General features: G+C 68.0%; 23 protein-coding genes. 12 read left to right on the top strand and 11 right to left on the bottom strand.

Annotated elements, in window-relative coordinates; all coding sequences use genetic code 11:
- Positions 1 to 52: 52 nt before the first annotated feature.
- Positions 53 to 1,234 carry an acyl-CoA dehydrogenase family protein gene (locus tag HEP73_RS09830; protein WP_185823030.1) on the bottom strand — a complete coding sequence of 394 codons (1,182 nt, stop codon included), beginning with the start codon at positions 1,232 to 1,234 and terminating at the stop codon, positions 53 to 55.
- A gap of 94 nt (positions 1,235 to 1,328) precedes the next feature.
- Here HEP73_RS09830 and HEP73_RS09825 point away from each other — a divergent pair, with 94 nt between their 5' ends.
- From HEP73_RS09825 to metH, 3 genes are all read left to right on the top strand, one after another.
- Positions 1,329 to 2,312 carry an ArsR/SmtB family transcription factor gene (locus HEP73_RS09825; protein WP_185823029.1) on the top strand — a complete coding sequence of 328 codons (984 nt, stop codon included), beginning with the start codon at positions 1,329 to 1,331 and terminating at the stop codon, positions 2,310 to 2,312.
- Positions 2,309 to 3,427, top strand: coding sequence for a homocysteine S-methyltransferase family protein (locus HEP73_RS09820; protein WP_185823028.1), 1,119 nt, complete (start codon positions 2,309 to 2,311; stop codon positions 3,425 to 3,427). Before HEP73_RS09825 ends, HEP73_RS09820 begins: the two co-directional genes overlap by 4 nt.
- A gap of 117 nt (positions 3,428 to 3,544) precedes the next feature.
- Entirely contained in the window at positions 3,545 to 6,295 is a 2,751-nt protein-coding gene (metH, locus tag HEP73_RS09815; protein WP_185823027.1) for a methionine synthase, read from the top strand.
- A 324-nt stretch (positions 6,296 to 6,619) separates the two neighbouring features.
- Here the strand turns inward: metH and HEP73_RS09810 are convergent, their stop codons facing one another.
- The 7 genes from HEP73_RS09810 to HEP73_RS09780 form a co-directional block, all read right to left on the bottom strand.
- Entirely contained in the window at positions 6,620 to 7,441 is an 822-nt protein-coding gene (locus tag HEP73_RS09810) for a transporter (RefSeq protein WP_185823026.1), read from the bottom strand.
- 31 nt (positions 7,442 to 7,472) lie between these two features.
- Positions 7,473 to 9,617, bottom strand: a complete 2,145-nt coding sequence (locus HEP73_RS09805) for an acyltransferase family protein (protein WP_458309663.1) — start codon at positions 9,615 to 9,617, stop codon at positions 7,473 to 7,475.
- A 2-nt stretch (positions 9,618 to 9,619) separates the two neighbouring features.
- Entirely contained in the window at positions 9,620 to 10,399 is a 780-nt protein-coding gene (locus HEP73_RS09800) for a DUF2058 domain-containing protein (protein WP_185823024.1), read from the bottom strand.
- Between the two features lie 21 nt (positions 10,400 to 10,420).
- Complete coding sequence (locus tag HEP73_RS09795) at positions 10,421 to 10,684, bottom strand: SlyX family protein (RefSeq protein ID WP_185816202.1); 264 nt, start codon at positions 10,682 to 10,684, stop codon at positions 10,421 to 10,423.
- Positions 10,647 to 11,990 (bottom strand): UDP-glucose dehydrogenase family protein, encoded by a 1,344-nt coding sequence (locus HEP73_RS09790; protein ID WP_185823023.1) that lies wholly within the window; start codon positions 11,988 to 11,990, stop codon positions 10,647 to 10,649. The genes HEP73_RS09795 and HEP73_RS09790 overlap by 38 nt, the downstream gene beginning before the upstream one ends.
- A gap of 15 nt (positions 11,991 to 12,005) precedes the next feature.
- Positions 12,006 to 12,953 (bottom strand): FKBP-type peptidyl-prolyl cis-trans isomerase, encoded by a 948-nt coding sequence (locus tag HEP73_RS09785; RefSeq protein ID WP_185823022.1) that lies wholly within the window; start codon positions 12,951 to 12,953, stop codon positions 12,006 to 12,008.
- Positions 12,954 to 13,040: 87 nt separating this feature from the next.
- Positions 13,041 to 13,607, bottom strand: a complete 567-nt coding sequence (locus HEP73_RS09780; RefSeq protein ID WP_255423733.1) for a glutathione peroxidase — start codon at positions 13,605 to 13,607, stop codon at positions 13,041 to 13,043.
- A gap of 129 nt (positions 13,608 to 13,736) precedes the next feature.
- Here HEP73_RS09780 and HEP73_RS09775 point away from each other — a divergent pair, with 129 nt between their 5' ends.
- Genes HEP73_RS09775 through HEP73_RS09745 form a run of 7 tightly spaced genes read left to right on the top strand, consistent with a single transcriptional unit; the run spans position 13,737 to position 18,166 of the window.
- On the top strand, positions 13,737 to 13,973 hold the full coding sequence (locus HEP73_RS09775) for a hypothetical protein (protein ID WP_185816199.1): 237 nt from the start codon (positions 13,737 to 13,739) through the stop codon (positions 13,971 to 13,973).
- Between the two features lie 2 nt (positions 13,974 to 13,975).
- Positions 13,976 to 14,338 carry a GntR family transcriptional regulator gene (locus HEP73_RS09770; RefSeq protein ID WP_046980357.1) on the top strand — a complete coding sequence of 121 codons (363 nt, stop codon included), beginning with the start codon at positions 13,976 to 13,978 and terminating at the stop codon, positions 14,336 to 14,338.
- Positions 14,335 to 15,216 carry an ABC transporter ATP-binding protein gene (locus HEP73_RS09765; protein WP_185816198.1) on the top strand — a complete coding sequence of 294 codons (882 nt, stop codon included), beginning with the start codon at positions 14,335 to 14,337 and terminating at the stop codon, positions 15,214 to 15,216. The genes HEP73_RS09770 and HEP73_RS09765 overlap by 4 nt, the downstream gene beginning before the upstream one ends.
- Entirely contained in the window at positions 15,213 to 16,193 is a 981-nt protein-coding gene (locus tag HEP73_RS09760) for an ABC transporter permease (protein ID WP_185823021.1), read from the top strand. The genes HEP73_RS09765 and HEP73_RS09760 overlap by 4 nt, the downstream gene beginning before the upstream one ends.
- A gap of 53 nt (positions 16,194 to 16,246) precedes the next feature.
- A complete protein-coding gene (locus HEP73_RS09755) occupies positions 16,247 to 17,071 on the top strand; it encodes a GIN domain-containing protein (RefSeq protein ID WP_185816565.1) in 825 nt (274 codons plus the stop codon).
- A gap of 40 nt (positions 17,072 to 17,111) precedes the next feature.
- Complete coding sequence (locus tag HEP73_RS09750) at positions 17,112 to 17,672, top strand: DUF2884 family protein (RefSeq protein WP_185823020.1); 561 nt, start codon at positions 17,112 to 17,114, stop codon at positions 17,670 to 17,672.
- A gap of 53 nt (positions 17,673 to 17,725) precedes the next feature.
- Positions 17,726 to 18,166, top strand: a complete 441-nt coding sequence (locus HEP73_RS09745; protein ID WP_185823019.1) for a hypothetical protein — start codon at positions 17,726 to 17,728, stop codon at positions 18,164 to 18,166.
- A gap of 419 nt (positions 18,167 to 18,585) precedes the next feature.
- On the opposite strand, the gene HEP73_RS09740 is transcribed toward HEP73_RS09745, so the two are convergent.
- Complete coding sequence (locus HEP73_RS09740) at positions 18,586 to 19,998, bottom strand: class II fumarate hydratase (RefSeq protein WP_185823018.1); 1,413 nt, start codon at positions 19,996 to 19,998, stop codon at positions 18,586 to 18,588.
- Between the two features lie 466 nt (positions 19,999 to 20,464).
- A complete protein-coding gene (locus tag HEP73_RS09735; RefSeq protein WP_185823017.1) occupies positions 20,465 to 21,454 on the bottom strand; it encodes a YiiG family protein in 990 nt (329 codons plus the stop codon).
- A gap of 225 nt (positions 21,455 to 21,679) precedes the next feature.
- Here HEP73_RS09735 and purB point away from each other — a divergent pair, with 225 nt between their 5' ends.
- Together purB and HEP73_RS09725 are read left to right on the top strand one after the other, a co-directional pair.
- Positions 21,680 to 23,047 (top strand): adenylosuccinate lyase, encoded by a 1,368-nt coding sequence (purB, locus tag HEP73_RS09730; protein WP_185823016.1) that lies wholly within the window; start codon positions 21,680 to 21,682, stop codon positions 23,045 to 23,047.
- A gap of 70 nt (positions 23,048 to 23,117) precedes the next feature.
- Entirely contained in the window at positions 23,118 to 23,756 is a 639-nt protein-coding gene (locus HEP73_RS09725) for a DUF3060 domain-containing protein (RefSeq protein ID WP_185823015.1), read from the top strand.
- Positions 23,757 to 23,807: 51 nt separating this feature from the next.
- Here the strand turns inward: HEP73_RS09725 and HEP73_RS09720 are convergent, their stop codons facing one another.
- A complete protein-coding gene (locus HEP73_RS09720) occupies positions 23,808 to 24,989 on the bottom strand; it encodes an OmpA family protein (protein WP_185823014.1) in 1,182 nt (393 codons plus the stop codon).
- Positions 24,990 to 25,119 lie beyond the last annotated feature (130 nt).

Here is a 25,119-nt window from a genome sequence, read left to right as displayed (position 1 = left end):
CCTGCCGCAGCGCCGGTCCGATTCCCCATTCCCGACTCCCTATTCCCAGCTCTCAACGCAATCCGGTCTCGTTGCGGGCGATCACCAAGCGCTGGATTTCAGAGGTGCCTTCATAGATCTCGGTGATCTTGGCGTCGCGGAAATAGCGCTCCAGCGGCATTTCCTTCGAGTAGCCCATGCCGCCATGGATCTGCACCGCCTGGTGGGTGATCCACATCGCCGCTTCGGACGCGGTCAGCTTGGCCACCGAGGCCTCGGTGGTGAAGCGCTGGCCCTGCCCCTTCACCCACGCCGCGCGCAGCGTCAGCAGCAGCGACGCGTCGAGCTTGCACTTCATGTCGGCGATCTTGGCCTGGGTCATCTGGAACGCGCCGATCGGCGAGCCGAACGCCTTGCGCTCCTTCACGTAGTCCAGGGTGGCCTGGTAGGCGGCGCGGGCGATACCGATCGCCTGCGAGGCGATGCCGATGCGGCCGGCGTCGAGCACGCTCATCGCGATCTTGAAGCCCTCGCCCGGCGCGCCCAGGACCTCGTCCGGGGTCGCGACGTAATCCTGGAACTCGATCTCGCAGGTGGCCGAAGCGCGGATGCCGAGCTTGGGCTCGGTCTTGCCGCGATGGAAGCCGGGCTTGTCGGTGTCGATCACGAACGCGGTGATGCCGCGCGAACCCTGCTCCGGATCGGTCACCGCGAACAGCACGATGTACTTGGCGACCGGGCCGGAGGTGATCCAGCTCTTCTTGCCGTTGATCACGAAGCTGCCGTCGTCCTGGCGCACCGCCCGGCACCGCATCGCGGTGGCGTCGGAACCGGACTGCGGCTCGGTCAGCGCGAACGCGCCGATGTGGCTGCCGTCGGCGATCGCGCGCACGTACTTCTGTTTCTGCGCCTCGTTGCCGTTCTTCAGGATGCCGGCGCAGAACAGCGAGTTATTGACCGACACGATGGTGGAATGGGCGGCGTCGCCGGCAGCGATCTCGACCATCGCCAGCACGTAGGCGATCGGGTCCATGCCGGCACCGCCGTATTCCTCCGGCACCTCGATGCCCATCAGCCCGTTCTCGCCGAGCAGGCGGATGTTCTCCAGCGGGAACTCGCCGGTGCGGTCGTGATGCTCGGCGCTCGGGGCGATCCGTTCCTGGGCGATGCGTCGCGCCACGTCCTGGATCATCAATTGCTCTTCAGTAAAGCTGAAATCCACGTAGAACCCCTCCCGGGCTGTCTGGTGCGCCATTGTAGCCAACCAGACCATACGCAGGCGTGTGCACGACTTGACCCGGTGCGCCCGCGGGAACAGAATATCTCTATATCGCGATAGGAAGATATTAATGGATCTGGAGGACTGGTCGACCCGGCTGAAGGTGTTCGCCGATGCGACCCGGGTGCGCCTGCTGGCCTTGCTGGAGCAGGAAGAGCTGACCGTGGCCGAGCTGTCGGCAATCACCCGGCTGGCGCAACCGCGCGTGTCCACCCACCTGGCCAAGCTGAAGGAGGCCGGGCTGGTGCGCGACCGCCGCGCCGGCGTGTCGGCCTACTACCGCTTCGACGAGGCGCAGCTGGACCCGGCGCAGCGCGCGCTGTGGCTGGCGCTGAGCACCGGCAGCGACGACCCGCTGTTGCGCCAGGACGCCGAGCGCGTGGCCGCGGTGCTGGCCAATCGCGCCGCCGACCAGAACTGGGCCGATTCGGTGGCCGGCGACATGGAACGCCACTACTCGCCCGGGCGCACCTGGGAAGCGCTGGCGCGCACCGCGTTGCCGCTGCTGGAAACCGGCGACGTGCTCGACATCGCCTCCGGCGACGGCGTGCTGGCCGAACTGGTGGCGCCGCATGCGCGGCGCTACGTGTGCATCGACACCAGCGCGCGGGTGGTGGCCGCGGCCAGCGAACGCCTGCGCCGCCTGAGCAACGTGGAAGTGCGCGAAGGCGACATGCATGCGCTTCCATTCGCCGACGCCAGCTTCGACCTGGTGGTGATGATGCACGCGCTGACCTACGCGGCCAAGCCGGCGCAAGCGGTGGCCGAGTCGGCGCGGGTACTGCGCCCCGGCGGGCGCCTGCTGCTGTGCAGCCTCGCCCGCCACGAACACAAGGCCGCGGTGCAGGCCTATGGCCACGTCAACCTGGGCTTCGCCTCCAAGGAGCTGCGCAAGTTCGTCGACAAGGCCGGACTGGACGTGTCCAGCCTGGAAACCGTGACCCGCGAAAAGCGGCCGCCGCATTTCGAGGTGATTTCGTTGATTGCGGTGAAGCCGGGATTGGGGAATGGAGATTCGGGAATCGCAAAGGCAAAAGCAGGAGCAAGCGCATGAGCATCTCTGACGGTTCTTCTCAGTCCCAGATTCCCTGGCTGCATCCGCAGCGCACGCAAAAGCTGTTGCAGGCCCTGTCCGAACGCATCCTGATCATCGATGGCGCGATGGGCACCATGATCCAGCGCCACGACCTGCAGGAAGCCGACTACCGCGGCGAGCGTTTCGCCGCCGGCTACGACGGCGCGCACGTGCACGGACCCGGTTGCGACCATGCGCCGCAGGGCCACGACCTGAAGGGCAACAACGACCTGTTGCTGCTGTCGCGGCCGGAAGTGATCGCCGGCATCCATCGCGCCTACCTCGACGCCGGCGCCGACCTGCTGGAAACCAACACCTTCAACGCCACCTCGATCAGCCAGGCCGACTACCACCTGGAACACCTGGTCTACGAATTGAACAAGGCCGGCGCGCAGGTCGCGCGCGACTGCTGCGACGCGGTCGAGGCGCTGACTCCGGACAAGCCGCGCTTCGTCATCGGCGTGCTCGGCCCGACCAGCCGCACCGCCTCGATCAGCCCCGACGTCAACGATCCCGGCTTCCGCAACACCAGCTTCGACGAGCTGCGCGGCACCTACCGCGAAGCGGTCGAAGGCCTGATCGACGGCGGCGCCGACACGCTGATGGTGGAAACCATCTTCGACACGCTCAACGCCAAGGCGGCGCTGTACGCGATCGAGGAAGTGTTCGACGCGCGCGGCGGGCGCCTGCCGGTAATGATCTCCGGCACCATCACCGACGCCTCCGGGCGCACCCTGTCCGGGCAGACCGCCGAAGCGTTCTACGCCTCGGTCGCGCACGGCCGGCCGCTGTCGGTGGGGCTGAACTGCGCGCTCGGCGCCAGCGACCTGCGCCCGCACGTGGAGACGCTGGCGCGGATCGCCGACGGCTACGTCAGCGCGCATCCCAACGCCGGCCTGCCCAACGCCTTCGGCGAGTACGACGAGACCCCCGAGGAAATGGCGGCGACGCTGAAAGAGTTCGCCGAATCCGGCCTGCTCAACCTGGTCGGCGGCTGCTGCGGCACCACCCCGGCGCATATCCAGGCGATCGCCGAGGCGGTGCGGGGGCTGCGTCCGCGCACGCCGCTGGCGGCGCAGGCACAGGCGGCCTGAGATGCGCGCGCATCCCCTGCCCCGCTACGCATTCGCAGCGCAGGCGCGCCGCATGGCGTGCGCTGCGCCCGCCGGCCGCGCCTGCGCGTCCACCGCAACGATCCTGGAAGACTGACCATGTCCGTGCGCATTACCCGCCTGTCCGGCCTAGAGCCGCTGCTGCTGACCCCGGACCTGCTATTCGTCAACGTCGGCGAGCGCACCAACGTCACCGGCAGCGCGCAGTTCCGCAAGCTGGTCAAGGAAGAACGCTACGAGGAGGCGGTGGAGGTGGCGCGCCAGCAGGTCGCCAGCGGCGCGCAGATCCTCGACGTCAACATGGACGAGGGCCTGATCGATTCGGAGAAGGCGATGACCCGCTTTCTCAACCTGATCATGTCCGAGCCGGACATCGCGCGCATCCCGATCATGGTCGATTCCTCCAAGTGGAGCGTGATCGAGGCCGGGCTGAAGTGCCTGCAGGGCAAGAGCGTGGTCAACTCGATCTCGCTGAAGGAAGGCGAGGCGGTGTTCATCGAGCACGCGCGCAAGGTGCTGCGCTACGGCGCCGCCGCGGTAGTGATGGCGTTCGACGAGCAGGGCCAGGCCGACACCTGCGCGCGCAAGGTCGAGATCTGCAGCCGCGCCTACAAGGTGCTGACCGAGCAGGTCGGCTTCCCGCCGGAAGACATCATCTTCGACCCGAACATCTTCGCCGTGGCCACCGGCATCGAGGAGCACGACAACTACGCGGTGGACTTCATCGAGGCCACCCGCATCATCCGCAAGACCCTGCCGCATTGCCATGTGTCCGGCGGCGTGTCCAACGTGTCGTTCTCGTTCCGCGGCAACGAGACCGTGCGCCAGGCGATCCATTCGGTGTTCCTGTACCACGCGATCGCCGCGGGCATGGACATGGGCATCGTCAACGCCGGCGGCATGCCGATCTACGACGACCTGGACCCGGACCTGCGCGAGCGCGTGGAGGACGTGATCCTCAACCGCCGCCGCGACGGCACCGAGCGCCTGCTGGAGATCGCCGAGCGCTACAAGGGCAAGAAGGGCCAGAGCAGCGTCGAGGACCTGGCCTGGCGCGAAAAGCCGGTGCGCGCGCGGCTGGCGCATGCGCTGGTGCACGGCGTGGACGCCTACGTGGAGATCGATACCGAGGAAGCGCGGCAGCTGTCCACGCGTCCGCTGGACGTGATCGAAGGCCCGCTGATGGACGGCATGAACGTGGTCGGCGACCTGTTCGGCGCCGGCAAGATGTTCCTGCCGCAGGTGGTCAAGTCGGCGCGAGTGATGAAGAAGGCGGTGGCTTACCTGCTGCCGTACATCGAGGCGGAAAAGCTGCGCACCGGCGACACCGGCAAGTCCAACGGCAAGATCATCATGGCCACGGTCAAGGGCGACGTGCACGACATCGGCAAGAACATCGTCGGCGTGGTCCTGGCCTGCAACAACTTCGACGTGATCGACCTGGGGGTGATGGTGCCGACCCAGACCATCCTCGACCGCGCGCGCGCCGAGAACGCCGACATCATCGGCCTGTCAGGGCTGATCACCCCGTCGCTGGAGGAGATGAGCCACGTCGCCCGCGAGATGCAGCGGCAGGGCTTCTCGATGCCGCTGCTGATCGGCGGCGCCACCACCTCGCGTGCGCACACCGCACTGAAGATCGACCCGCACTACGGCGCGCCGACGGTGTGGGTCAAGGACGCCTCGCGCGCGGTCGGCGTGGCCCAGTCGCTGATCTCCAAGGACCTGCGCGCCGCGTTCGTCGCCGCCAACGACGCCGACTACGCCGAGATCCGCCAGCGCCACAAGAACCGCGGCGACGCCAAGCGTTTGGTATCACTGGAGAAGGCGCGCGCGCAGCGCTTCGACGGCGGCTGGGACGCCTACACGCCGCCGGTGCCGAAGCAGCCGGGCCTGCACGTGTTCGACGACTATCCGCTGCCCGAGCTGATCGAGCTGATCGACTGGACCCCGTTCTTCCAGGCCTGGGAACTGGCCGGCAAGTTCCCGGCGATCCTCAGCGACGCGGTGGTCGGCAGCCAGGCCAGCGAGCTGTACCGCGACGCGCGCGCGATGCTCAAGCGCATCGTCGCCGAGAAGTGGCTGACCGCCAAGGCGGTGTTCGGGCTGTGGCCGGCGAATAGCGTGGGCGACGATGTTGAGGTGATCCTGGGGGATCACCGGGATTCGGGAGTCAGGATTGGGGATTCGCAACAGCCCGCCCAATCCCCAATCCCCAATCCCCAATCCCGGCTTCTCCTGCACTTCCTCCGCCAACAAGTCGACAAACCCGTCGAGCGGCCCGATTTCTGCCTGGCCGATTTCATCGCGCCCAGGGACAGCGGCAAGCAGGACTGGATCGGGGCGTTCGCGGTCACCGCCGGCATCGGCATCGAGCCGCACGTGGCGCGCTTCGAGGCCGAGCACGACGACTACAACGCGATCCTGCTCAAGGCGCTGGCCGATCGCCTGGCCGAGGCCCTGGCCGAGCGCCTGCACCAGCGCGTGCGCCGCGAATTCTGGGGCTATGTCGTCGACGAGGCGCTGGACAACGAGGCGCTGATCGCCGAGAAGTACCGCGGCATCCGCCCTGCCCCCGGCTATCCGGCCTGCCCCGAGCACAGCGAGAAGAAGACCCTGTTCGCGCTGCTCGACGCCGAACGCAATGCCGGCATGTCGCTGACCGAAAGCTTCGCGATGCTGCCGACCGCGGCGGTGTCCGGCTACTACTTCAGCCATCCGCAGAGCCAGTATTTCGTGGTCGGGCGTCTGACCAAGGAACAGGTCGCCGACTACGCGCGGCGCAAGGGCGTGCCGCTGCTGCAGGCGGAGCGCTGGCTGGCCTCGAACCTGGACTACGATCCGGAGTGAGGGGTGTAGGTCCCTCTCATACCGGGACTTATGCCACGGCTGTTCCCTTCTCCCATTGGGAGAAGGTGGCCCGAAGGGCCGGATGAGGGTACGGGCGAAGCCTCGCGTACCCAAACTCAGCGAGACGCTGCGCGCCGCACCCTCACCCCAACCCCTCTCCCGACGGGAGAGGGGCTTAGGCGGTTCCTTCTCCCACCGGGAGAAGGTGGCCCGAAGGGCCGGATGAGGGTACGGGCGCAGCCTCGCGCACCCAAACACCGCGAGCCGCTTCGCGCCGGACCCTCACCCCAACCCCTCTCCCGCAGGGACAGGGGCTAACTGCGCTCAGCGCAGCAGCACCGATACGCCGAGCCCGCCCTGCCAATCCGACGTCGGCGCGGACAAGCCGCGCAGCACCGACAGGTCCAGTTGCACGCGCCCGGCGATCAACCAGGTCAGCCCGGTGCCGAGCGCGCGCATCTCGTCCTCGCCGCCGCCGATGCCGGCTTCGGCATAGACGCTGAGGTTGCCCTGCGCGTAGAACGTGTAGCTCGGCGACACGGTCCAGCCGTGGCCGTCGTCGCTGTCGCTGAGGTTGGCGTACAGCGCGACATTGCGGCTGCCGTCCAGGTCCCAGCCGGCGCTGACGCCGAGGTCGTAGCGATGCCCGTCGTCGCCGTACGGCGCGCGTCCCACCGGCACGGCGGCGGTGCCGAGCACGGCCCAGGAAAACCTGTCGCGCGTGCTCGGCAAGGCCCATTTCAAACCGACGCTGGCATCGCCGCCGCCATGCCCGCGGAAATCCTGGCCGGTGCCGCGCACGCGCTGCCAGACCTGGCTGTCAATGGCCAATTGCAGTTCCGCCTGCGCGCTCAGGCCGATCCGCAGGCGGCTGTCGGCCACGTACTCGGTGCTGCGCACGCCGCCGCTGCGGTCGTAGCTCACGTCCGACAGCGCCTGCTCCCAGGCGACGCTGCCAGCCGGCAGGGTCTGCGATGCGAAGCCGATGCCGGGGCGGTCGAATGCCGGCGCATCGTCGGCATGAGCGATGCGCGTTGCACCCAAAGCGCCGAGCGCCAGCATGAGCGCCGCCGCACGATGCGTTGCGCACGCGCCGCGGCGGCGGACCTGCGCGCGCAACGGCGCAACCGGAATGCCTGTGGTCATGGACTGCCTCCGCAAGAGCGAGCGCCGCCGCTCACAACGTCGTGCCCGATTCTGCCTGCACCGCCTTGAAGTGCGCCGTGAAGCTCGGCAACAGCAGCCGATTGCCGTAGCCGCTGAGGTGATCGGCATCGAAGAACAGCGGGTGCCCGTCGCGCATGCCAGCGCAACGCTGCGGCTCGCATAGTACCGGCAACGGGTCCCAAACCGACGCATGCGGCAACCGCGCGGCGATCCGCTGCAGGCTCTGCAGCACCGGCGCGCGGTAGCGTTCCATCGTGTCGCGCTGGATCTGCGTGCCGCGCGCGCAGATCGCGTTGCCGCGGTTGAACCAGTCCGAACAGCGGTACGGCGGCGCGCGCAGCAACGGCTTGGGCGCTTCGAACACGATGCGCACGCCGCGCTGCGCCAGCGGCTGCAGCAGCGCGACCGCCGCCTCCTCGCCGGAGGCGCGTACCGCCTGCGCCTGCGCACTGTCCTGCTCGGCCATCACCGCCGCCTCGTCGAACAGTTGGGTCTGCTCGGCCAGGCGCAGCAGCCGCAGCGCGGGCAGGAACAGCACATCGCCGTCGCGCGCCTGCGCCTGCACGTCGGCCAGGGTGCTGCGCTCGTAGGCCTGACAACCGGCATGCGTCGCCTGCCAGGCCTGCAGGCCGACGATCGGACAGCCGCCGACGCCGTACAGGCGCACCGCCACGCCGCTCTGCAGCGCGAAGCGGCGCAGCAGTTCGTTGTAGGCCAGCGCATGCGAATCGCCGGCGACGAACAGCTGCCCGCCATCGCGGTTACGCAAGTCGCAATCGCCGCGCTCGAACAGCTTGGCGCTGCCGACCTGCAGCTCCGCGCGTCCGGTCTTCAGCGTGCAATGCGGGAACTCCTTGCGCATGCCCTTGGCATACGCGTACCAGTCCAGCGGATGCCGGCTCACCGTGCTCAGCGAGTAATAGCGCTGCGTATCCAGCAACAGCGCATGCGCGCCGGCGGCGAGCAGGATCAGGCCCAGCCCGGCGGCGATGGTGCGTGCCGGGGTGCGCATCCTGCCGATGCGGCCGCTGCGCCACGGCAGTTCCACCCAGCGGTACGACGCGATCGCCAGCACCGCCACCAGCAGCAACGCCAGCGCCTTGGCCAGCGCCGACTCCAGGCCCACGGTCCAGCGAAACAGCACGAAGACCGGCCAATGCCACAGGTACAGCGAATAGGAGACGCGGCCGATCGCCACCACCGCGCGCTGCGACAGCGCTCGCTTGATCCAGCCGGCCGGCGCGCCATGCAGCAATCCCAGCAGGCCCAGCGTGCCCAACACCGGCCACAGGCCATCGGGCCACGGCGAGTACCCGGGGCGCGCACGCCACAATCCGTAACCGACCAAGCCCAGCGCCAATGCCAGCAGCGGCGAACGCCAGTTCCAGGCCGCATGCGGCGCTGGCACGGCGCCGGCATCGAAGCGCCCGCTCAGCGCCAGTGCCTGGTACAGCAGCACACCGCTGCCCAGTTGCCAGAAGCGCGCGGTGGTCAGGTAGAACGCATCGCCGGCCTCGCCGCCGCCGCGGCTGCGCAGCAGCGCATACGCCAGCGAGCCGGCCGAGGCCAGCGCCACCAGCAGCGTCGACCACACGCGGCCGCGGCCGCCACGGTTCCAGGCCAGGAACAGCAACGGGAACAGCAGGTAGAACTGCTCTTCAACGCCCAGCGACCAGGTATGCGTATACGGATTGAACTCGGCCTTCGGCGAGAAATAATCGTTGCCGGTCGCGGCCAGCACCCAGTTGCTGAGGCCGACGAAGGCCATGCGCCCGGTCTTGGCGCTGGTCTCGCTCAACCAGGAGTCGGGAATGAACAGGCCGCTGGCCAGCGCGGTGATCAGCAGGCAGGCCACCAGCGCCGGCGCGATGCGGCGCATGCGCCGCGCATAGAACTGCGCGAACACGCCCAAGCTGCCGGCTGTGGGCAAGCGTTGCAGCGAGGCGCTGACCACGAAGCCGGAGATCACGAAGAACACGTCGACGCCGGTGAAACCGCCCGGCAGCCAGGCCGGATCCAGGTGGTAGGCGATGACCGCCAGCACCGCGAGCGCGCGCAGTCCATCGATATACGGCAGATAGCCGCCCGCCGCGTGTGCGGGCGATGACGTGCGCAGGCGCTCGTTCCCTGCGCTCCCCATCCCTGGGAAAGCCATGCTTACCAGACCAGATCGTCGGGGATCTGGTACTTCGGATCGGCGTAGGGATCTTCTTCGGCTGTGGCGTTCGGATCGACCCGCAACGCCACCGACGCCGGGAAGATCGCCTCGGCCTGATCCAGCAGCGCCGCCGTCACCAGCAGGTAGCGGCCGTTCTGCTGCAGCACGCCCAGCTCGCCGGCATTGAGCGCCTTGAGCTGCTCGGCGGTGACATAGATGCGCTTGATCTTGCCGCCATAGGGGAAGTGGCGGGCGATGTCGGCCTCGGCATGATTCAGCGCCTGGTCCTTCACCAGTTCGTCGAGCTTGGCCCGCGCCTCGCGGCGCAGCCGCGCCTGCTCCTGCTTGAGCCGTTCGGCCTCGATGCGCTCGTCCTTCTCGCGCTGCGCACGGATCGCATAGGCCTTGGCCAGGTCGATGTCCTCGCGCGTGCGCGGCGGCCGTGCGGCATGCGGCCGCGCCGGCTGTTGGCCAGGCGCGCCCTGCGGCCTGCCCGCACCCTGCGGACGGCCGCGGCCGTCGCCTGCCGCATGCGGAGGACGAGCGGCACCGTCGCCACGCGGACGGCCGGCGCCGTCATGCGCGCGCGCGCCACCGGGCTTGCCGGCGGCGTGCGGGCGTTCGCCACGCGCGCCTGGCGGCTTGTGGCCATGCACCGGATGCTGGCCGGGCCGCCCGCGCGACGGCTGCGCGGGCGTGGCGTTGCGCTCTGGGCGTTCGGGTTTCGGCACAGGCTTGAAGCCCAGGCCCAGCAGCTGGTCGCGGAGGGTATCGCTCATCGTGGCAGGATCGGATCGGTATCAATAATGCGGAGGGGGTGGTTCGTCGGCGGCGTCGGCATACAGCGTGCTGCGCACCTTGCCCAGGTCTTCGAGCAGGTGGCGCAACAGCACGGCGTTGCGTTGGCTTTCGGCGCGTGCCTCGGCCAACGCATCGCTGACCTCGGACAGCGCCTGTTCCTGGAAGGACAGGCGCGTCTCCAGCTCGATCAACCGGTTCTCCAGCAGTCGATCCTGGGTGGAGAAATCATGCTTCACTGATCGAACGCCCGCGGCCGATGCCATAGTAAGCGAGGCCGAAGGTCTCGATTTCCTGCGGATCGTAGAGATTGCGGCCGTCGAACACCACCGCGTCGCCGAGCAGTTCCTTCATCCGGGTGAAATCCGGGCTGCGGAACTGCTTCCATTCGGTGACCACGACCAGCGCGTCGGCGCCTTCCAGCGCAGCGAAGGCATCCTCGCAGAAGCTCAGGTCGTCGCGTTCGCCGAAGATGCGCTTGGCTTCCTCGGTCGCCTCCGGATCGTAGGCACGCACCGTCGCCCCGGCCTCCCACAGCTGCGCCAACAGGCGGCGGCTGGACGCGGCGCGCATGTCGTCGGTATTGGGCTTGAACGCCAGGCCCCACACCGCGAAGGTCTTGCCGGCCACGCTCTGGCCGCCGTAGTGGCGCTGGATCAGCTCGTACAGATGGCCCTTCTGCGCCTCGTTGACCGCTTCCACCGCGTCCAGCAGCTTGGCCTCGTGGCCGTACTGCTGCGCGGTGCGCGCCAACGCCTGCACGTCCTTGGGGAAGCACGAGCCGCCGTAGCCGGCGCCCGGGTAGATGAAGTGCCAGCCGATGCGCGGATCCGAGCCGATGCCCTGGCGCACCTTCTCCACGTCGGCGCCGACCCGCTCGGCGATGTTGGCGATCTCGTTCATGAAACTGATCTTGGTCGCCAGCATCGCGTTGGCCGCGTACTTGGTCAGCTCGGCCGAACGCACGTCCATCTCCACGATGCGGTCGTGGTTGCGGTTGAATGGCGCGTACAGGCGGCGCAGGCGCGCGGCGGTGCCCGGCTTGCTGCTGCCGATCACGATGCGGTCCGGACGCATGCAGTCGGCGACGGCGTCGCCTTCCTTCAGGAATTCCGGGTTGGACACCACGTCGAACTCGATCGTCTCGCCGCGCTTGTCCAGCTCGGCGGCGATCGCCGCGCGCACCTTGTCGGCGGTGCCGACCGGCACCGTCGACTTGTTGACCACCACCGTCGGTCCCTGGATGTGCTGGCCGATGGTGCGGGCCACTGCGAGGACGTACTGCAGATCGGCGCTACCGTCCTCGTCCGGCGGCGTGCCGACGGCGATGAACACGATATCTCCATGCGCGATGGCGCTGGCCGCGTCGGTGGTGAAGAACAGCCTCCGTGCGGCGTGATTGGCCTTGACCATCGGCGAGAGGCCAGGCTCGTAGATCGGGACCACGCCCTTGTTGAGCCCATCCACTTTGGCTTGGTCGATGTCCACGCATACCACGTGATGGCCTACCTCGGCCAGACAGGTTCCGGTGACAAGCCCGACATAGCCGGTGCCGAATATCGCTACGCGCATGTAATCTCCTTTCGGTTATTGAAGGATGCCCAACAGTTCCACGTCGAAGGTGAGCATGGAATCCGGGCCGATCGGGCCGCCCGGCGTGCCCTGCGGGCCGTAGCCCAGGTTCGACGGAATCCAGAAACGGTACTTGGAGCCGACCGGCATCAGCGCCACGCCCTCGCTCCAGCCCGGCACCACCTGGCTGAGCGAGAACTCGGCCGGCTGCCCGGTCTTGTACGAGCTGTCGAACACTTCGCCATTGAGCAGCTTGCCTTCGTAGTTCACCCGCACCTTGCTGGTCGGCATCGGCCGTTCGCCACTGCCCTGGCGCAGCACCATGTACTGCAGGCCCGACGGCGTGGTGACCACGCCCTTCTGGGTCTTGTTCTGGGCCAGGAAGGCGTTGCCCTTCTCGCGGTTCTCGGTCGACGCGGCGGCCTGCTTGGAGGCGCTGTAGGCCTGCAGCGTGGCGGCCGCCTGCTCCTGGGTCATCGCGGTGTCGCCCTTGGCGAACACGGTGCGTACCGCGCCCATCAAGATGCCCAGATCGATCTCGTTCTGGATCCGCGCCAGCGACGGGCCGACCGCGCGATCGCCGAGCATCAGGCCCACGTTCTGCTTGGACACCGGCGGCGGCTGGCTGCCCGGCGCCATGCCCGGGATCGGCTGCCCGGCGCGCGCGGCCATCTGCGTACGCAATGCGGTATCGGTGGCCTGCGCCTGCTCGTCGGACAACAACGGCTTGCCGCCCTTGAACGCGTTCTCGATCGCGCGCTGCATGGCGTCCAGATCGATGTCCTGGGCGATGGGCTCGAACGAGCGCGCCACGTCCATGCCGATCGCATAGCTGACCTTCTGCTTATCGCTGCTCAGCGCCGCCGGCTTGGCCGCCGCCGGCGCCTGCGCGGACGCGCTGCCCGCCACCACCGCCATCCCCATCAACAGCGACGCCACGGCGCCGCGCATTCCCATCTTCATTCGCTACTTTCCTGGAAGTGAATTAGAGGCGCCGCCATGGCGCAGAGGCCGCATTGTCGCATGCGCGGCAACGATATCGACCCGGATTCAATGTGATCCCGGCTGCGCTTTCAGTTCGCGTTCGATGGCCGCACGCAGGGCCGGATCGTCCGGCGCGATCTTGCTGGGGAACTGCGCGACCACGCGTCCGTCGCGCGCGATCAGATACTTGTGGAAGTTCCAGCCTGGCGCCACGCCGGTGGCCTTGGTCAATTGCTGGTACAGCGGCGTCGCCTCGGTGCCGAGCACATGCACCTTCTCGAACATCGGGAACTTGACCCCGTAGGTCAGCGTGCAGAATTCCTGGATCTGCTTCTCCGAACCGGGCTCCTGCCCCTTGAAGTCGTTGGACGGGAAACCGAGCACGCTGAAACCCTGCGCGGCGTAGCGCTGCTGCAGCTGCTCCAGGCCGTCGTATTGCGGGGTGAAGCCGCACTTGCTGGCGGTATTGACCACCAGCAGCACCTTGCCGCCGTAGGTCTTGTTCAGATTCACCTTGTCCTTGCCGGCCAGCGGACGGTAGTCCTGGTCCAGCAGCGACGCCGCCCAGGCACTGCCGACGGTGCCGGCAGCGGCCAGGATCGCGAGGAAAAACAAGCGTTTGGATAGTTTCATCGGGGCACCGTAAGGAGAAAGGGAAACGCGCAGGCACTAGGCCATGAGTTGGGGTGGTCGCTGTGTTGACATGACGTGTGACGGTGTTATAGTTAAATACAACACCACTCACCCAGAGCAGGGGAAACGATGAACCTCCAACGCATGCAGCGCAGCCTTCCGGCCATGGTCATCGTCGGCGCCCTGTTCTCGGTGAGCTGGGTCGGCGCCCAAGGTAGCCAGGGACGGTCGCCCGATTATGGCGCCAGCGAGCCGCAGGAAGACAGCCGCGCCCCTCCCGCCGCGCCCGCGCCGGTACGGCGGATGCGCGCATCGCTGTCGATGCCCTATTTCTCCTTCGCGCACACGCTGCGTCCACGGAGCTGACCATGAGCGATATCCAATGGAGCGATGGCGCTCCGATCTACCGCCAGCTGAAGGATCGCGTGATCGCGATGATGCTGGATGGAATCATCAAGCCCGGCGACGCGCTGCCTTCGGTGCGCCAGGTCGCCGCCGAATACCAGCTCAACCCGATCACCGTGTCACGTGCCTACCAGGAACTGGCCGACGAGGCCCTGGTCGAGAAGCGCCGCGGGCTGGGCATGTTCATGACCGAGGAAGCGGCCAAGAAGCTGCGCGGCAGCGAACGCGACCGCTTTCTCAACGAAGAGTGGCCATTGGTGCTGGAACGGATCCAGCGCCTGGGCCTGACATTGGAAGACTTGTTGCCACCGGGGAAAACACCATGACTGCCGCTGTCGCCGCATCCGAATCCGTCGTCTCCGCGCGCTCGCTGCGCAAGACCTACAACCACAAGCCGGCGCTGGCCGATACCTCCTTTGCGATCGCGCCGGGCCGCATCGTCGGCCTGATCGGTCCCAACGGCGCCGGCAAGACCACCGCCTTGAAAGCAGTGCTCGGCCTGACCGCGGTCGAGGGCGAACTGCGTGTGCTGGGCATGGACCCGCGCAAGCAACGCAACGAGCTGATGAACGACGTGTGCTTCATCGCCGACGTGGCGGTGCTGCCGCGCTGGATGCGGGTGCGCGAGGCGATCGACTTCGTCGCCGGGGTGCATCCGCGCTTCGACCGCGCCAAGTGCGAGCGTTTCCTGGCCAACACCAAGCTCACGCCGAAGCTGCGCGTGCGCGAAATGTCCAAGGGCATGATCGTGCAGCTGCACCTGGCGCTGGTGATGGCCATCGACGCGCGCCTGCTGGTGCTCGACGAGCCCACCCTGGGCCTGGACATCCTGTACCGCAAGGAGTTCTACCAGCGCCTGCTGGAAGACTACTTCGACGAACAGAAGACCATCATCATCACCACCCACCAGGTCGAGGAGATCGAGCACATCCTCACCGACGTGCTGTTCATCCGCGACGGCCGCATCGTGCTCAGCGCCGACATGGAGCACATGGCCACGCGCTACACCGAACTGCTGGTGCCTGCCGAGCGCATCGACGCGGCGCGCGCGCTGCAGCCGATCGACGAGCGCGGCCTGCCGTTCGGCAAGACCGTGTTCCTGTACGACGGCGTGCCGCAGGCGCAGCTGGCCGCGCTGGGCGAAACCCGCAACCCCGGCCTCGCCGACCTGTTCGTCGCCATCATGAAGGGGACCTACGCATGAACGCACCCGCCAAGTCCATCTCGCCGCTGTCCACCTTCAAGTGGCTGCTGAAGCGCGAATTCTGGGAACACCGCGGCGGTTTCCTGTGGGCGCCGGTCATCGCCGGTGCGGTGGTCACCGTGATGTACGCGGTGCTGGCGCTGATCGGCACCATCGCCGGCCACGGCAACGACAGCAACGGCATCAACGTCGACGGCGGGCCGGAGAAGCTGCACGAGATCGTCGGTGCGGTCGGCGACGGCACCATGCTGGCCGGCGTGGTCATCGCCTGCATCGTGCTTGGCTTCGTGGTGTTCTTCTACGCGCTGGGCTCGCTGTACGACGACCGCCGCGACCGCAGCGTGCTGTTTTGGAAGTCGCTGCCGCTGTCGGACCTGAGCACGGTGCTGTCCAAGGCCGTCTGGGCGCTGCTGCTGGCGCCGATCGTGGCGATCGGCATCGGTCTGCTGATCGGCGTCGCCCTGTGGGTGATCACCGCACTGACCATCTCGGTCAACGGCATCACCCAGAGCAGCGCGGTGTTCACCCACTCGCATCCGCTGCGCATCATCGGCGGCGTGCTGTCGAACCTGCCGATCTACGTGATGTGGTCGCTGCCGACCATCGGCTGGCTGATGTTCTGCTCGGCCTGGGCGCGCACCAAGCCGTTCCTGTGGGCGGTGCTGATCCCGGTCCTGGGCTGCGTGATGGCGAGCATGATGGGCATCCTGCCGATGCTGCACGTGAACCACAACGCGATCTGGTACACGGTGGTCTACCGTGGCCTGCTGAGCGTGCTGCCGGGCACCTGGCTGCCGGTGCTCAGCGAGAGCGCGCCGCCGATGCAGATCGACGGTGCCCAGGACTTGGCCAACGCAATCCAACTCAGCGACGCCTGGCGCATCTTCCAGAGCGCCGACATCTGGATCGGCGCGGCGATCGGCGTGGCCTTCATCGTCGCGGCGATCTACCTGCGCCGCTGGCGCGACGAAGCCTGATCCGCAGCGTTCTCCCTTTCCCGATTCCCTCTTTGCATATGGAGTTCACGATGATGCGCAAGACCTTGCTGCTGTCCGCGCTGCTGCTGGTACCGGCCCTGGCCCTGGCCGACGAATGCCGGCATTCCGAGCCGCGCAACCTGAAACTGGATCTGGCCGGCGCCAAGAATGTGATCTTCGACGCGCAGCAGAACAACCTCAAGCTGACCGGCGCCAGCGGTGCCGCGTTCGAACTGCGCGGCCGCGCCTGCGCCTCCGATGCGGACATGCTCAAGGAGCTCACCGTGCGCCAGCGCCGCGAAGGCGACACGCTGATCGTGACCTTGCAGCACGACGGCAAGATCCACGGCATCAGCTCGGGCACCCGCTACGCCTACCTGGACCTGGCCGGCAGCGTGCCGAGTTCCCTGCCCGTGCAGTTGCGGCTGGGCTCCGGCGATGCCGACATCGGCGGCGTGGCCTCGCTCGACGCCACGGTCGGCTCCGGCGACCTGCATGCGCACGGCGTGCGCGGCGCGGTCAGCGCCACGGTGGGATCGGGCGACATCGAACTGCGCGACATCGGCAGCCTCAGCCTGCCGACGTTGGGTTCGGGCGACGTCAAGGCGAGCCAGGTCGGCGGCGACGTCAAGATCGGCACCGTCGGCTCCGGCGACCTGACCGTGCACGGCGTGCGCGGCGCGGTGCAGATCGGCAGCATCGGCTCCGGCGATGCGCAGTTGCGCGACGTGACCGGCAGCGTGGCGCTGCAATCGATCGGCTCCGGCGACCTGGAAGTCAACGGCGTCGGTGGCAACCTCACCGTGGAGCGGGTCGGCAGCGGCGACATCCACCACAGCGGCGTGCGCGGCAGCGTCAACGTGCCCAAGCCGCGCTGAGCCGCGGCCTTCCCTTCTCGCTTCGACCGAGGACACACCCATGCAGCATCGTTCCCTGCCGTTGGCCGGCATCGCCCTGATCGCGCTATTGGCCCTGGCCGCCTGCCAGCCCTCGACCCCGCAGTCCGACCGGACGACCAGCAACACACCCAGCGCGCGCAGCCTGAGTTTCGACAACGGCGACATCACCCTGAAGGTGTCTGGGCAACCGCCGGCGACCATCACCCGCACCGGCGAGTTGCTGATCGACGGCAAGCAGGTCGCGCTCGACGCTGAACAGCACGCCGTGCTGGCTCGCTATCGCGAACAACTCGGCGCGGTCGGCATGCAGGGGCTGGAGGTCGGCAAGCAAGGCGCCGCACTCGGCGTGAAAGCGGCCGGCGACGCGCTGGCCGGGGTCATCAGCGGCAACACCGAGCATGTCGGCGAGAACATCGAGGCACAGGCCGAGAAGCTCAAGCAGGAAGCGCTGAAGATCTGCGCGCAGGTGGCGACGCTGCGCCAGGCGCAGGACACGCTGGCGCAGAAAGTACCGGCGTTCCGCCCCTACGCCAGCCTGGACGCCAGCGACATCAGCGACTGCGACAAATCGGTCAAGTAATTGCGGCGGTCCCGGCCTAAAATGGCCGGGACCCTCCTGCTCCGAACCGATCGATGAAGAAGACGCTAGTCGCCTGGTTTTCCCTGATCGCGCTGTGCCTGCTGCTGGCGGGGTGCGGCGCGCGCGACGGCGCAGCTTCGTCCTCGCGCGCCGAACGCGGCAAGCCGCGCGTGTCGGTGGACAGCATGAGCGTGATGCTGCGCCGCGCGCCGGCCGCCAACGCCTCGATCGGCCCCGACGGCAGCCTGCGCATCGACGACATCGAACTGCCGTTGCCGCAGGCGCAACGCACCCAGCTGCAACAGCTGTTCATGCACTTGCAAATGCAGCGCCAGCGCACCCTGGAAACCGCGGCGCCGGACCCGAACATGCGCTCGGTCGGCTTCGCCACCACGCCGGAGATCGGCGCCCTGCAGAGCGCGTTGCTGCGCGACATCCCGTCGCTGCAGCCGTACCAGGAAAGCTTCGGCAACCTGCAGGCGGAGCGGCGCTGAAGTAGCTGGCGCCTGCCGCACACACGCCATCGGTCGCGACCGCGGCGGTGGCGATGGACGTGCAACGCCGGATCCTGTCGCGGCTGAAGCCGCACCTACAGTGCACCCGGCATTCCATCGCAGCCTCCCCTGTAGGAGCGGCTTCAGCCGCGACAAGCACGGTGGCAAAGGTTCCGGCTTCGATACCGTCGAGGCTGGAGCCCCTCCTACAGTGCATCTAGCTGGCGATCCCATAACCCAGTTGTGGGAGCGAATTCAGTCGCGACGCGCGAAGCCATGAAGGTAGGCTTCGGAACTGTGTTGCGGCTGATTAGCCGATCTGCCGGAAGCTCGACGTCCTCCGGCCACCCACATCCGCATTTCAAATGCGACACGCCAGCCAGCATGGCACAGCACCCGCCGCACCATGCGGGCACGCCTCAGCCGCCGCCGCCCGCGCCGGCGTGGATGCCGCCCTTGGTCAGCGCCGCCGGGTCGAGCAGCTTGCGCAGTTCGGCTTCGCCCAGGCCGCTGTCCTCCAGCGCGATCTCCAGCACCGGGCGGTTCTCCTTGTAGGCGCGCTTGGCGATCGCCGCGGCTTTTTCGTAGCCGATGATCGGATTCAACGCGGTGACCAGGATCGGATTGCGGTCCAGGGTCTCGCGGACCCGGTCCTCGCGCACCTTCAGCCCGGCGATCGCCGAATCGGCCAGCAGCCGCGACACGTTGGCCAGCAGGTTGATCGAATCCAACAGGTTGGCCGCGATCAGCGGCAGCGCCACGTTCAACTGGAAGTTGCCGGTCTGCCCGGCCACGGTGATCGCGGTGTGGTGGCCGATGACCTGCGCGCAGACCATCACCGTGGCCTCGGGAATGACCGGATTGACCTTGCCCGGCATGATCGAGCTGCCCGGCTGCAGTGCCGGCAACTCGATCTCGCCGAGGCCGGCCAGCGGTCCGGCATTCATCCAGCGCAGGTCGTTGGCGATCTTGATCAGCGCCACCGCCAGCGCATTGAGCTGGCCGGACAGTTCCACCGCATCGTCCTGCGCCGCCAGGCCTTCGAACTTGTTGTCGGCGCTGTCGAACTTGCAACCGGTCAGCGCGGACAGCGCCTTGGCCACCTTGCCGCCGAAGCGCGGATCGGCATTGATCCCGGTGCCGATCGCGGTGCCGCCCAACGGCAGCCGGCGCAGCCGCTTGAGGCTGTCCTGCAGCCGCTCCTGCGCCGAGGCCAGCTGCGCCGACCACGCGCCGAACTCCTGGCCGAAGGTCAGCGGCATCGCATCCATCAGGTGCGTGCGCCCGGTCTTGACCACCTTGTCCAGTTGCTTGGCACGCTTGTCGATGACCTTGCGCAGGTGCTTCAACGCCGGCAGCAGCTGTTCCTGCGTGGCGAGTTGGGCGGAGACGCGGATCGCGGTCGGCACCACGTCGTTGGAACTCTGGCCGAGGTTGACGTGGTCGTTCGGATGCACCGCCGGCGCGCCCGGCTTGGCCGCGCGCGAAGCCAGCGTGGCGATGACCTCGTTGGCATTCATGTTGGACGAGGTGCCCGAGCCGGTCTGGTAGATGTCGATCGGGAAGTGCGCATCGTGCCTGCCGTCGGCCACCTCCAGCGCGGCCGCCTGCACTGCCTTGGCCACGGCCTTGGGCAGCAGTTCCAGGTCGGCGTTGACCCCGGCCGCGGCGGCCTTGATCAGGCCCAGCGCGCGGATGAAGCCGCGCGGCATCGGCTGCCCGGACACCGGGAAATTCTGCACCGCACGCTGGGTCTGGGCACCCCACAGCGCCTCGGCCGGCACCTGCAACTCGCCCATGCTGTCGTGCTCGACCCTGAATTTGTCGCTCATTGCGCAATCTCCACATCTGCATAAAAGGAATCCACCCGGCGCTGTCGCGAGGGACGTCCGGGAAGGCAGGCTGGCGGAGCTGCGGCTGGCGCAGGCATTATCCGCGGCACAGCGCCCGGCGTCAGCAGTGTGCGCCAAGGGTTGTTAGCAAGGCCTGGAGGCACGGCGCAGCCGCCGCATGGCGATGCGGACGGCACGCATCATCCAGCCATGCCGCTGCCGATGCATGCCTCGCGGATGTCGGAGTCTTGGCCAGTACCGCGCAGGAAGTGAAGCGGCGGCCAGGCGTTGGCCGAGCGCGCCAAGCGCGCCTGGCACGGATGCGATCGGATCGAACGCGGGAATCGGCCAGCGGTGGCGAAGGCCGGGGCACTTCGGCAGCGGCCGGCGCGACATCGCCGCGCGGCCGGGTTCCCGATCCAGGCGCAGCGGCGGCCGCGTTGCCGCCGGCCGCCGCGACCTGCGGTTACTGGCGGTTGCTCTGAAAGACCAGGTCGTTGTACTTCTTCAGCAGCCGTCCCGGCGAGCCTTCCGGCGCCAGCGTCGGGTTGTCCAGCCAGCCCTGTTCCATGCGGCTGTACGGGGTCTTGTCGACGACCCGCTTGATCCGCGCCTTGCCTTCCTTGCGGAAGTTCTCCGCGGCGGTCTCGAAACTGTTCCAGTCCAGTTTGCCCGGTTCCTGGTCGGCGACCTTGGCGTGCGCTTCGTCGGACAGCGTGTTGAAGCCGTCGAGCAAGGCCGTGGCCTTGGCCGTATCGAACGCATCCTCCTGCAACAGGGCAACGATGTCTTTGGCCTCGAGCATCATCGACATCCGGTAGAAGTCGCGGGTGCGGCCTTCGGCCTTTTCCATGGCCTTCAGTTGCTCGCGCTGCGCGGCGTCGTTCTGCGCATCCAGTTCGGCGCTGAACGCATGGCTCGCCTCGGAAAACTCGGACAGGGCCGCCATCAGCGGCGCATGCAGCTGCTTGCCCTTGGCGAACCCGTCGTCCTGATAGTCCTCGCGCTCGTAGTAATCGCGCACCTGGTTGCCGAGCGGCTGCAGCGCCTTCAGCGCCGTCGCGTAACGCTTCGCGGCGGCATCCAGGGCCGGCAGCAGCGGTTTGGCGGCGACCGCCTGCTGCATCGGCGCATCGCAGACCTTCATGTCGTACTCGTCGATCTTGGCCGGCCCGTACACGCTCGTTTCCTTGCCGGTGGGACCGGCGGCGGGATCCTTCATCCAGCCGACATAGGACTGGGCGCCGCGGTGGATGTCCGCATCGACCTTGTTGAAGCACTCGATGTACGCGTTGAGCTTGCTGGTCAGCGCCTCGTGCGGATCGCTCGCGGCTTGGTCGGCGGGCGCCTTGCCATCGGCCGGGCCGGCAGGAGCAGCCGAGGGCTTGCCGCCGCAGGCGACCAGGAAAACGGAGACGGCAGCGGCCAGCGCAGCCAGGCGGAAGCGGGAAGTCATAGGAGCACGTCCTTGTTGAAAACGATTACAGCCGCGCATTTTAGCAACGAGCGTTTGTCATGCGCCAGCGCACGCGCTGTCGCGGAACAGGACTTCGGTCGGCCGCGGCGGTCGTGCCCGCGAGCGTAAGCCTGCTCACCGATGTGCTGCGGCCGTCGGCACGGCATGGCCGGTGCGCGGCCGGCGTAGAATATGCGCCCCACCGCTGCCGCCCTGCCCCTGCCCATGTCGGATTCCGCCCTGCTCGCCCTGTCCCCGCTCGATGGCCGCTATGCCGGCAAGGTCGATGCCCTGCGGCCGATCTTCTCCGAATACGGCCTGATCAAGGCCCGGGTGAAGGTGGAAATCGAATGGCTGCTGGCGCTGGGCGCCGAGCCGGGCATCGCCGAGCTGCCCGCGTTCTCGGCGGCCGCCACGCAGCGGCTGCGTGCGCTGGCCGACGGCTTCGGCGTCGAGCACGCGGCGCGGGTCAAGCAGATCGAGCGCACCACCAACCACGATGTCAAGGCGGTGGAGTACTTCATCAAGGAGCAGCTGAAGGACGACGCCGAACTCGGCCCGGCGCTGGAATTCGTGCATTTCGCCTGCACCAGCGAGGACATCAACAACCTCAGCTACGGGCTGATGCTGGAGCAGGCGCGGCGCGAGGTGCTGCTGCCGACGCTGGACGGCGTCGCCGCCACCCTGCGCGCGCTCGCCCATGCCCAGGCCGCGCAGCCGATGCTGTCGCGCACCCACGGCCAGACCGCCTCGCCGACCACGCTGGGCAAGGAGATCGCCAACGTGGTCGCGCGCCTGGAACGCCAGCGCCGGCAGATCGCCGCGGTCGAACTGACCGGCAAGATCAACGGCGCGGTCGGCAACTACAACGCGCACGTGGCCAGCTATCCGGACGTGGACTGGCCGGCCTTCGCGCAGCGCTTCGTGGAAGGCCTGGGCCTAGTGTTCAACCCCTACACCACCCAGATCGAGCCGCACGACAACGTCGCCGAACTCGGCGATGCCACCCGCCGCGCCAATACCATCCTGATCGACCTGGCCCGCGACATCTGGGGCTACATCTCGCTAGGCTACTTCAAGCAGAAGCTCAAGGAAGGCGAAGTCGGCTCCTCGACCATGCCGCACAAGGTCAACCCGATCGACTTCGAGAACGCCGAAGGCAACTTCGGCATCGCCAATGCGCTGTTCGAGCACTTCAGCGCCAAGTTGCCGATCAGCCGCTGGCAGCGCGACCTCACCGACTCCACCGTGCTGCGCGCGCTCGGCACCGCGTTCGGCCACAGCCAGGTGGCGCTGGATTCGCTGGCCAAGGGCCTGGGCAAGCTGACCGTCAATCCCGAGCGCCTGGATGGCGACCTCGACGCGGCCTGGGAAGTGCTGGCCGAAGCCGTGCAGACGGTGATGCGCCGCCACGGCCTGCCCAACCCGTACGAGCAGCTCAAGGCGCTGACCCGCGGCCAGGGCATCACCGCCGCCTCGATGCAGGCCTTCGTCGAAACCCTGGAACTGCCGGAGGACGCCAAGCAACGCCTGCGGGCGCTGACCCCGGGCGGCTACATCGGCCTGGCCGAGCGCCTGGCGCGCGCGATCTGAGCCAGACGCGCCGGTCGCCCCCTCGCCGGCGCGGCAACACCGCCTTCGAACCCCGACAAGGAGATATGCGATGACACGGAATCCGTTTCTCTGCCTGCTGCTGCTGGCGTTGGCAGCCTGCACACAGAAGCCCTCGCCCTCCGGCACCGATGCCGCCGTTGCGACCACAACCGCAGCGGCCGCGCCTGCCGCCACCACGACGGCCGCGGCGCCGATCGCGCCGGTGCCTGCAGTCCCCAGCATGTCGGCACAAGCGACGAGCGACGCGCAGGCCAGCGGCCAGCCGGACGGCGAACGTCCGACGCTGATGGTGACCTCGACCAGCGGCACGATCGACTGCGACGGCCACAACGTGGACATCACCGGCCGCGATGCCAGGCTCGTGCTGCGCGGACAGTGCGGCATGATCGCGTTGCTGGGCGCGAACGGCACCTTGCAGATCGAGCATGCCGAAGGCGTGCGCGTGGTCGGCGACAACGCGCAGGTGGTCATGAGCAGCGACACCAAGAATGTCGAGCTGTTCGGCCGCCACGGCAACCTGCAGATGGGCCGCATCGAGACACTGGCGGTGCCGGGCGACGAAAACCAGTTGCGCGCGGTCGCCATCGGCTCGGCGACCCTGCACGGCAGCAAGAACCAGCTCACCCAGCAAACCGGCACGGCACAGGTCCAGGACTACGGCCGCGACAATCAGATCGCCGGCAACTGAGCGTGCCGACGCCACGCGGCCGGCCGCCCGCGGCCGGACCGCGCAGCGCGCTCAGGTCCTGACGAAGATCTCCACGCGCCGATTCAACTGCCGTCCGGCGGGATTGTCCTGGCCTTGCAACTGGTTCGGCGCCACCGGACGCGATTCGCCATAGCCCTTGGCGGACGCCTTCAGCGCCAGTCCGCGCGCCCGTAGCGCCTCGAGCACCGCCGCGGCACGGCGTTCGGACAAGACCTGGTTGTAGTCGTCGCCGCCTTTGCTGTCGGTATGCCCGCCCACTTCCAGGTCGCGCGCCTGCACGGTACCGAGCGCGGTCGCCAGCGTGTCGAGCACCTTTGCGGCATCGGCGCGGATCTGCGACTTGTCGAAGTCGAACAGGACCCGATCGTTCAAGGTGATCAGATAGCCGCATGGCGCGCCGGGCGGCGCGAACTTGCGCAGCGGCGGGAAGCGCCCGGCCGGTGGCACCTTGGGCAGCGGCGCCATCGCCACCTTGCGCCCGGGCGTGCCGATCATGCCGGTGCCGTCGCCGTTGTTGCGGATCATTTCGTGCTCACCGTTCCAGGTGCCGGAACCGTCGGCATTGATGGTCACCAGGCCTTCGGGGCCGTTCCAGGTGCCGCTGCCGTCGCCATTGTTCTGGATCAGGCCGCTGCCGCCGTTCCAGGTGCCTGCACCCCTGCCGTCCAGCGTGATCAGGCCGGCCGGGCCGTTGTAGCTGCCCGATCCATCCGCCTGCACCCGCACGATCGCGTCCTCGCCGTCGCCGACGGTGCCGTTGATGGTGCCGCTGCCGTCGGCGTTGACCTGTACCAGGCCGCCCTCGAAATTGGCCGTGCCGCTGCCGTCGGCGTTGATCTTGAACAGGCCGTCCTCGCCATTGCGCAGCAGATTGCCCTGCGCATCGACGCCGGTGATGCCGGCATCGTTGATCAGTACGCCGTCGCTAGCGCAGCGCGCCGGCGCGATGCTGACGCCCTGGATCGGATCCAGCGCGCCCTTCATCGAAGCTTCCAGCGCACGCTGCGCAGGCGTCACCCCGAGTATTTCCGGGACCACGATCAGCGGAATGGCCGGGAACTCCGGCACGTCCGCCGCAGCGGCGGGCGTGGTGTCGGGCGTGGCTGAGGCCTTGGCCGCGGCAGCTACCGGCGCGGACGTCGTACCCGGCTTGTCCGCAGCCCCGCACCCGGCCAACAACAACGACGACAGCAAGATCGGCAGTGAACGCATTCCCTTCCCTCCTGGTCCTGAGCCGCGCACTTCAGCCTGCGCGCAGGCCGCTTGTCAAACAATCGGCGCCGCAGCGGCAGGTGGACCGCAACGGCACGGATACAGCGGCCCGCCTCGCCCTCAAGCACGC

The sequence above is a fragment of the Xanthomonas sp. GW genome, from assembly GCF_014236815.1.
Classification (GTDB): domain Bacteria; phylum Pseudomonadota; class Gammaproteobacteria; order Xanthomonadales; family Xanthomonadaceae; genus Xanthomonas_A.
This window is presented reverse-complemented; position numbering and strand designations above follow the sequence as displayed.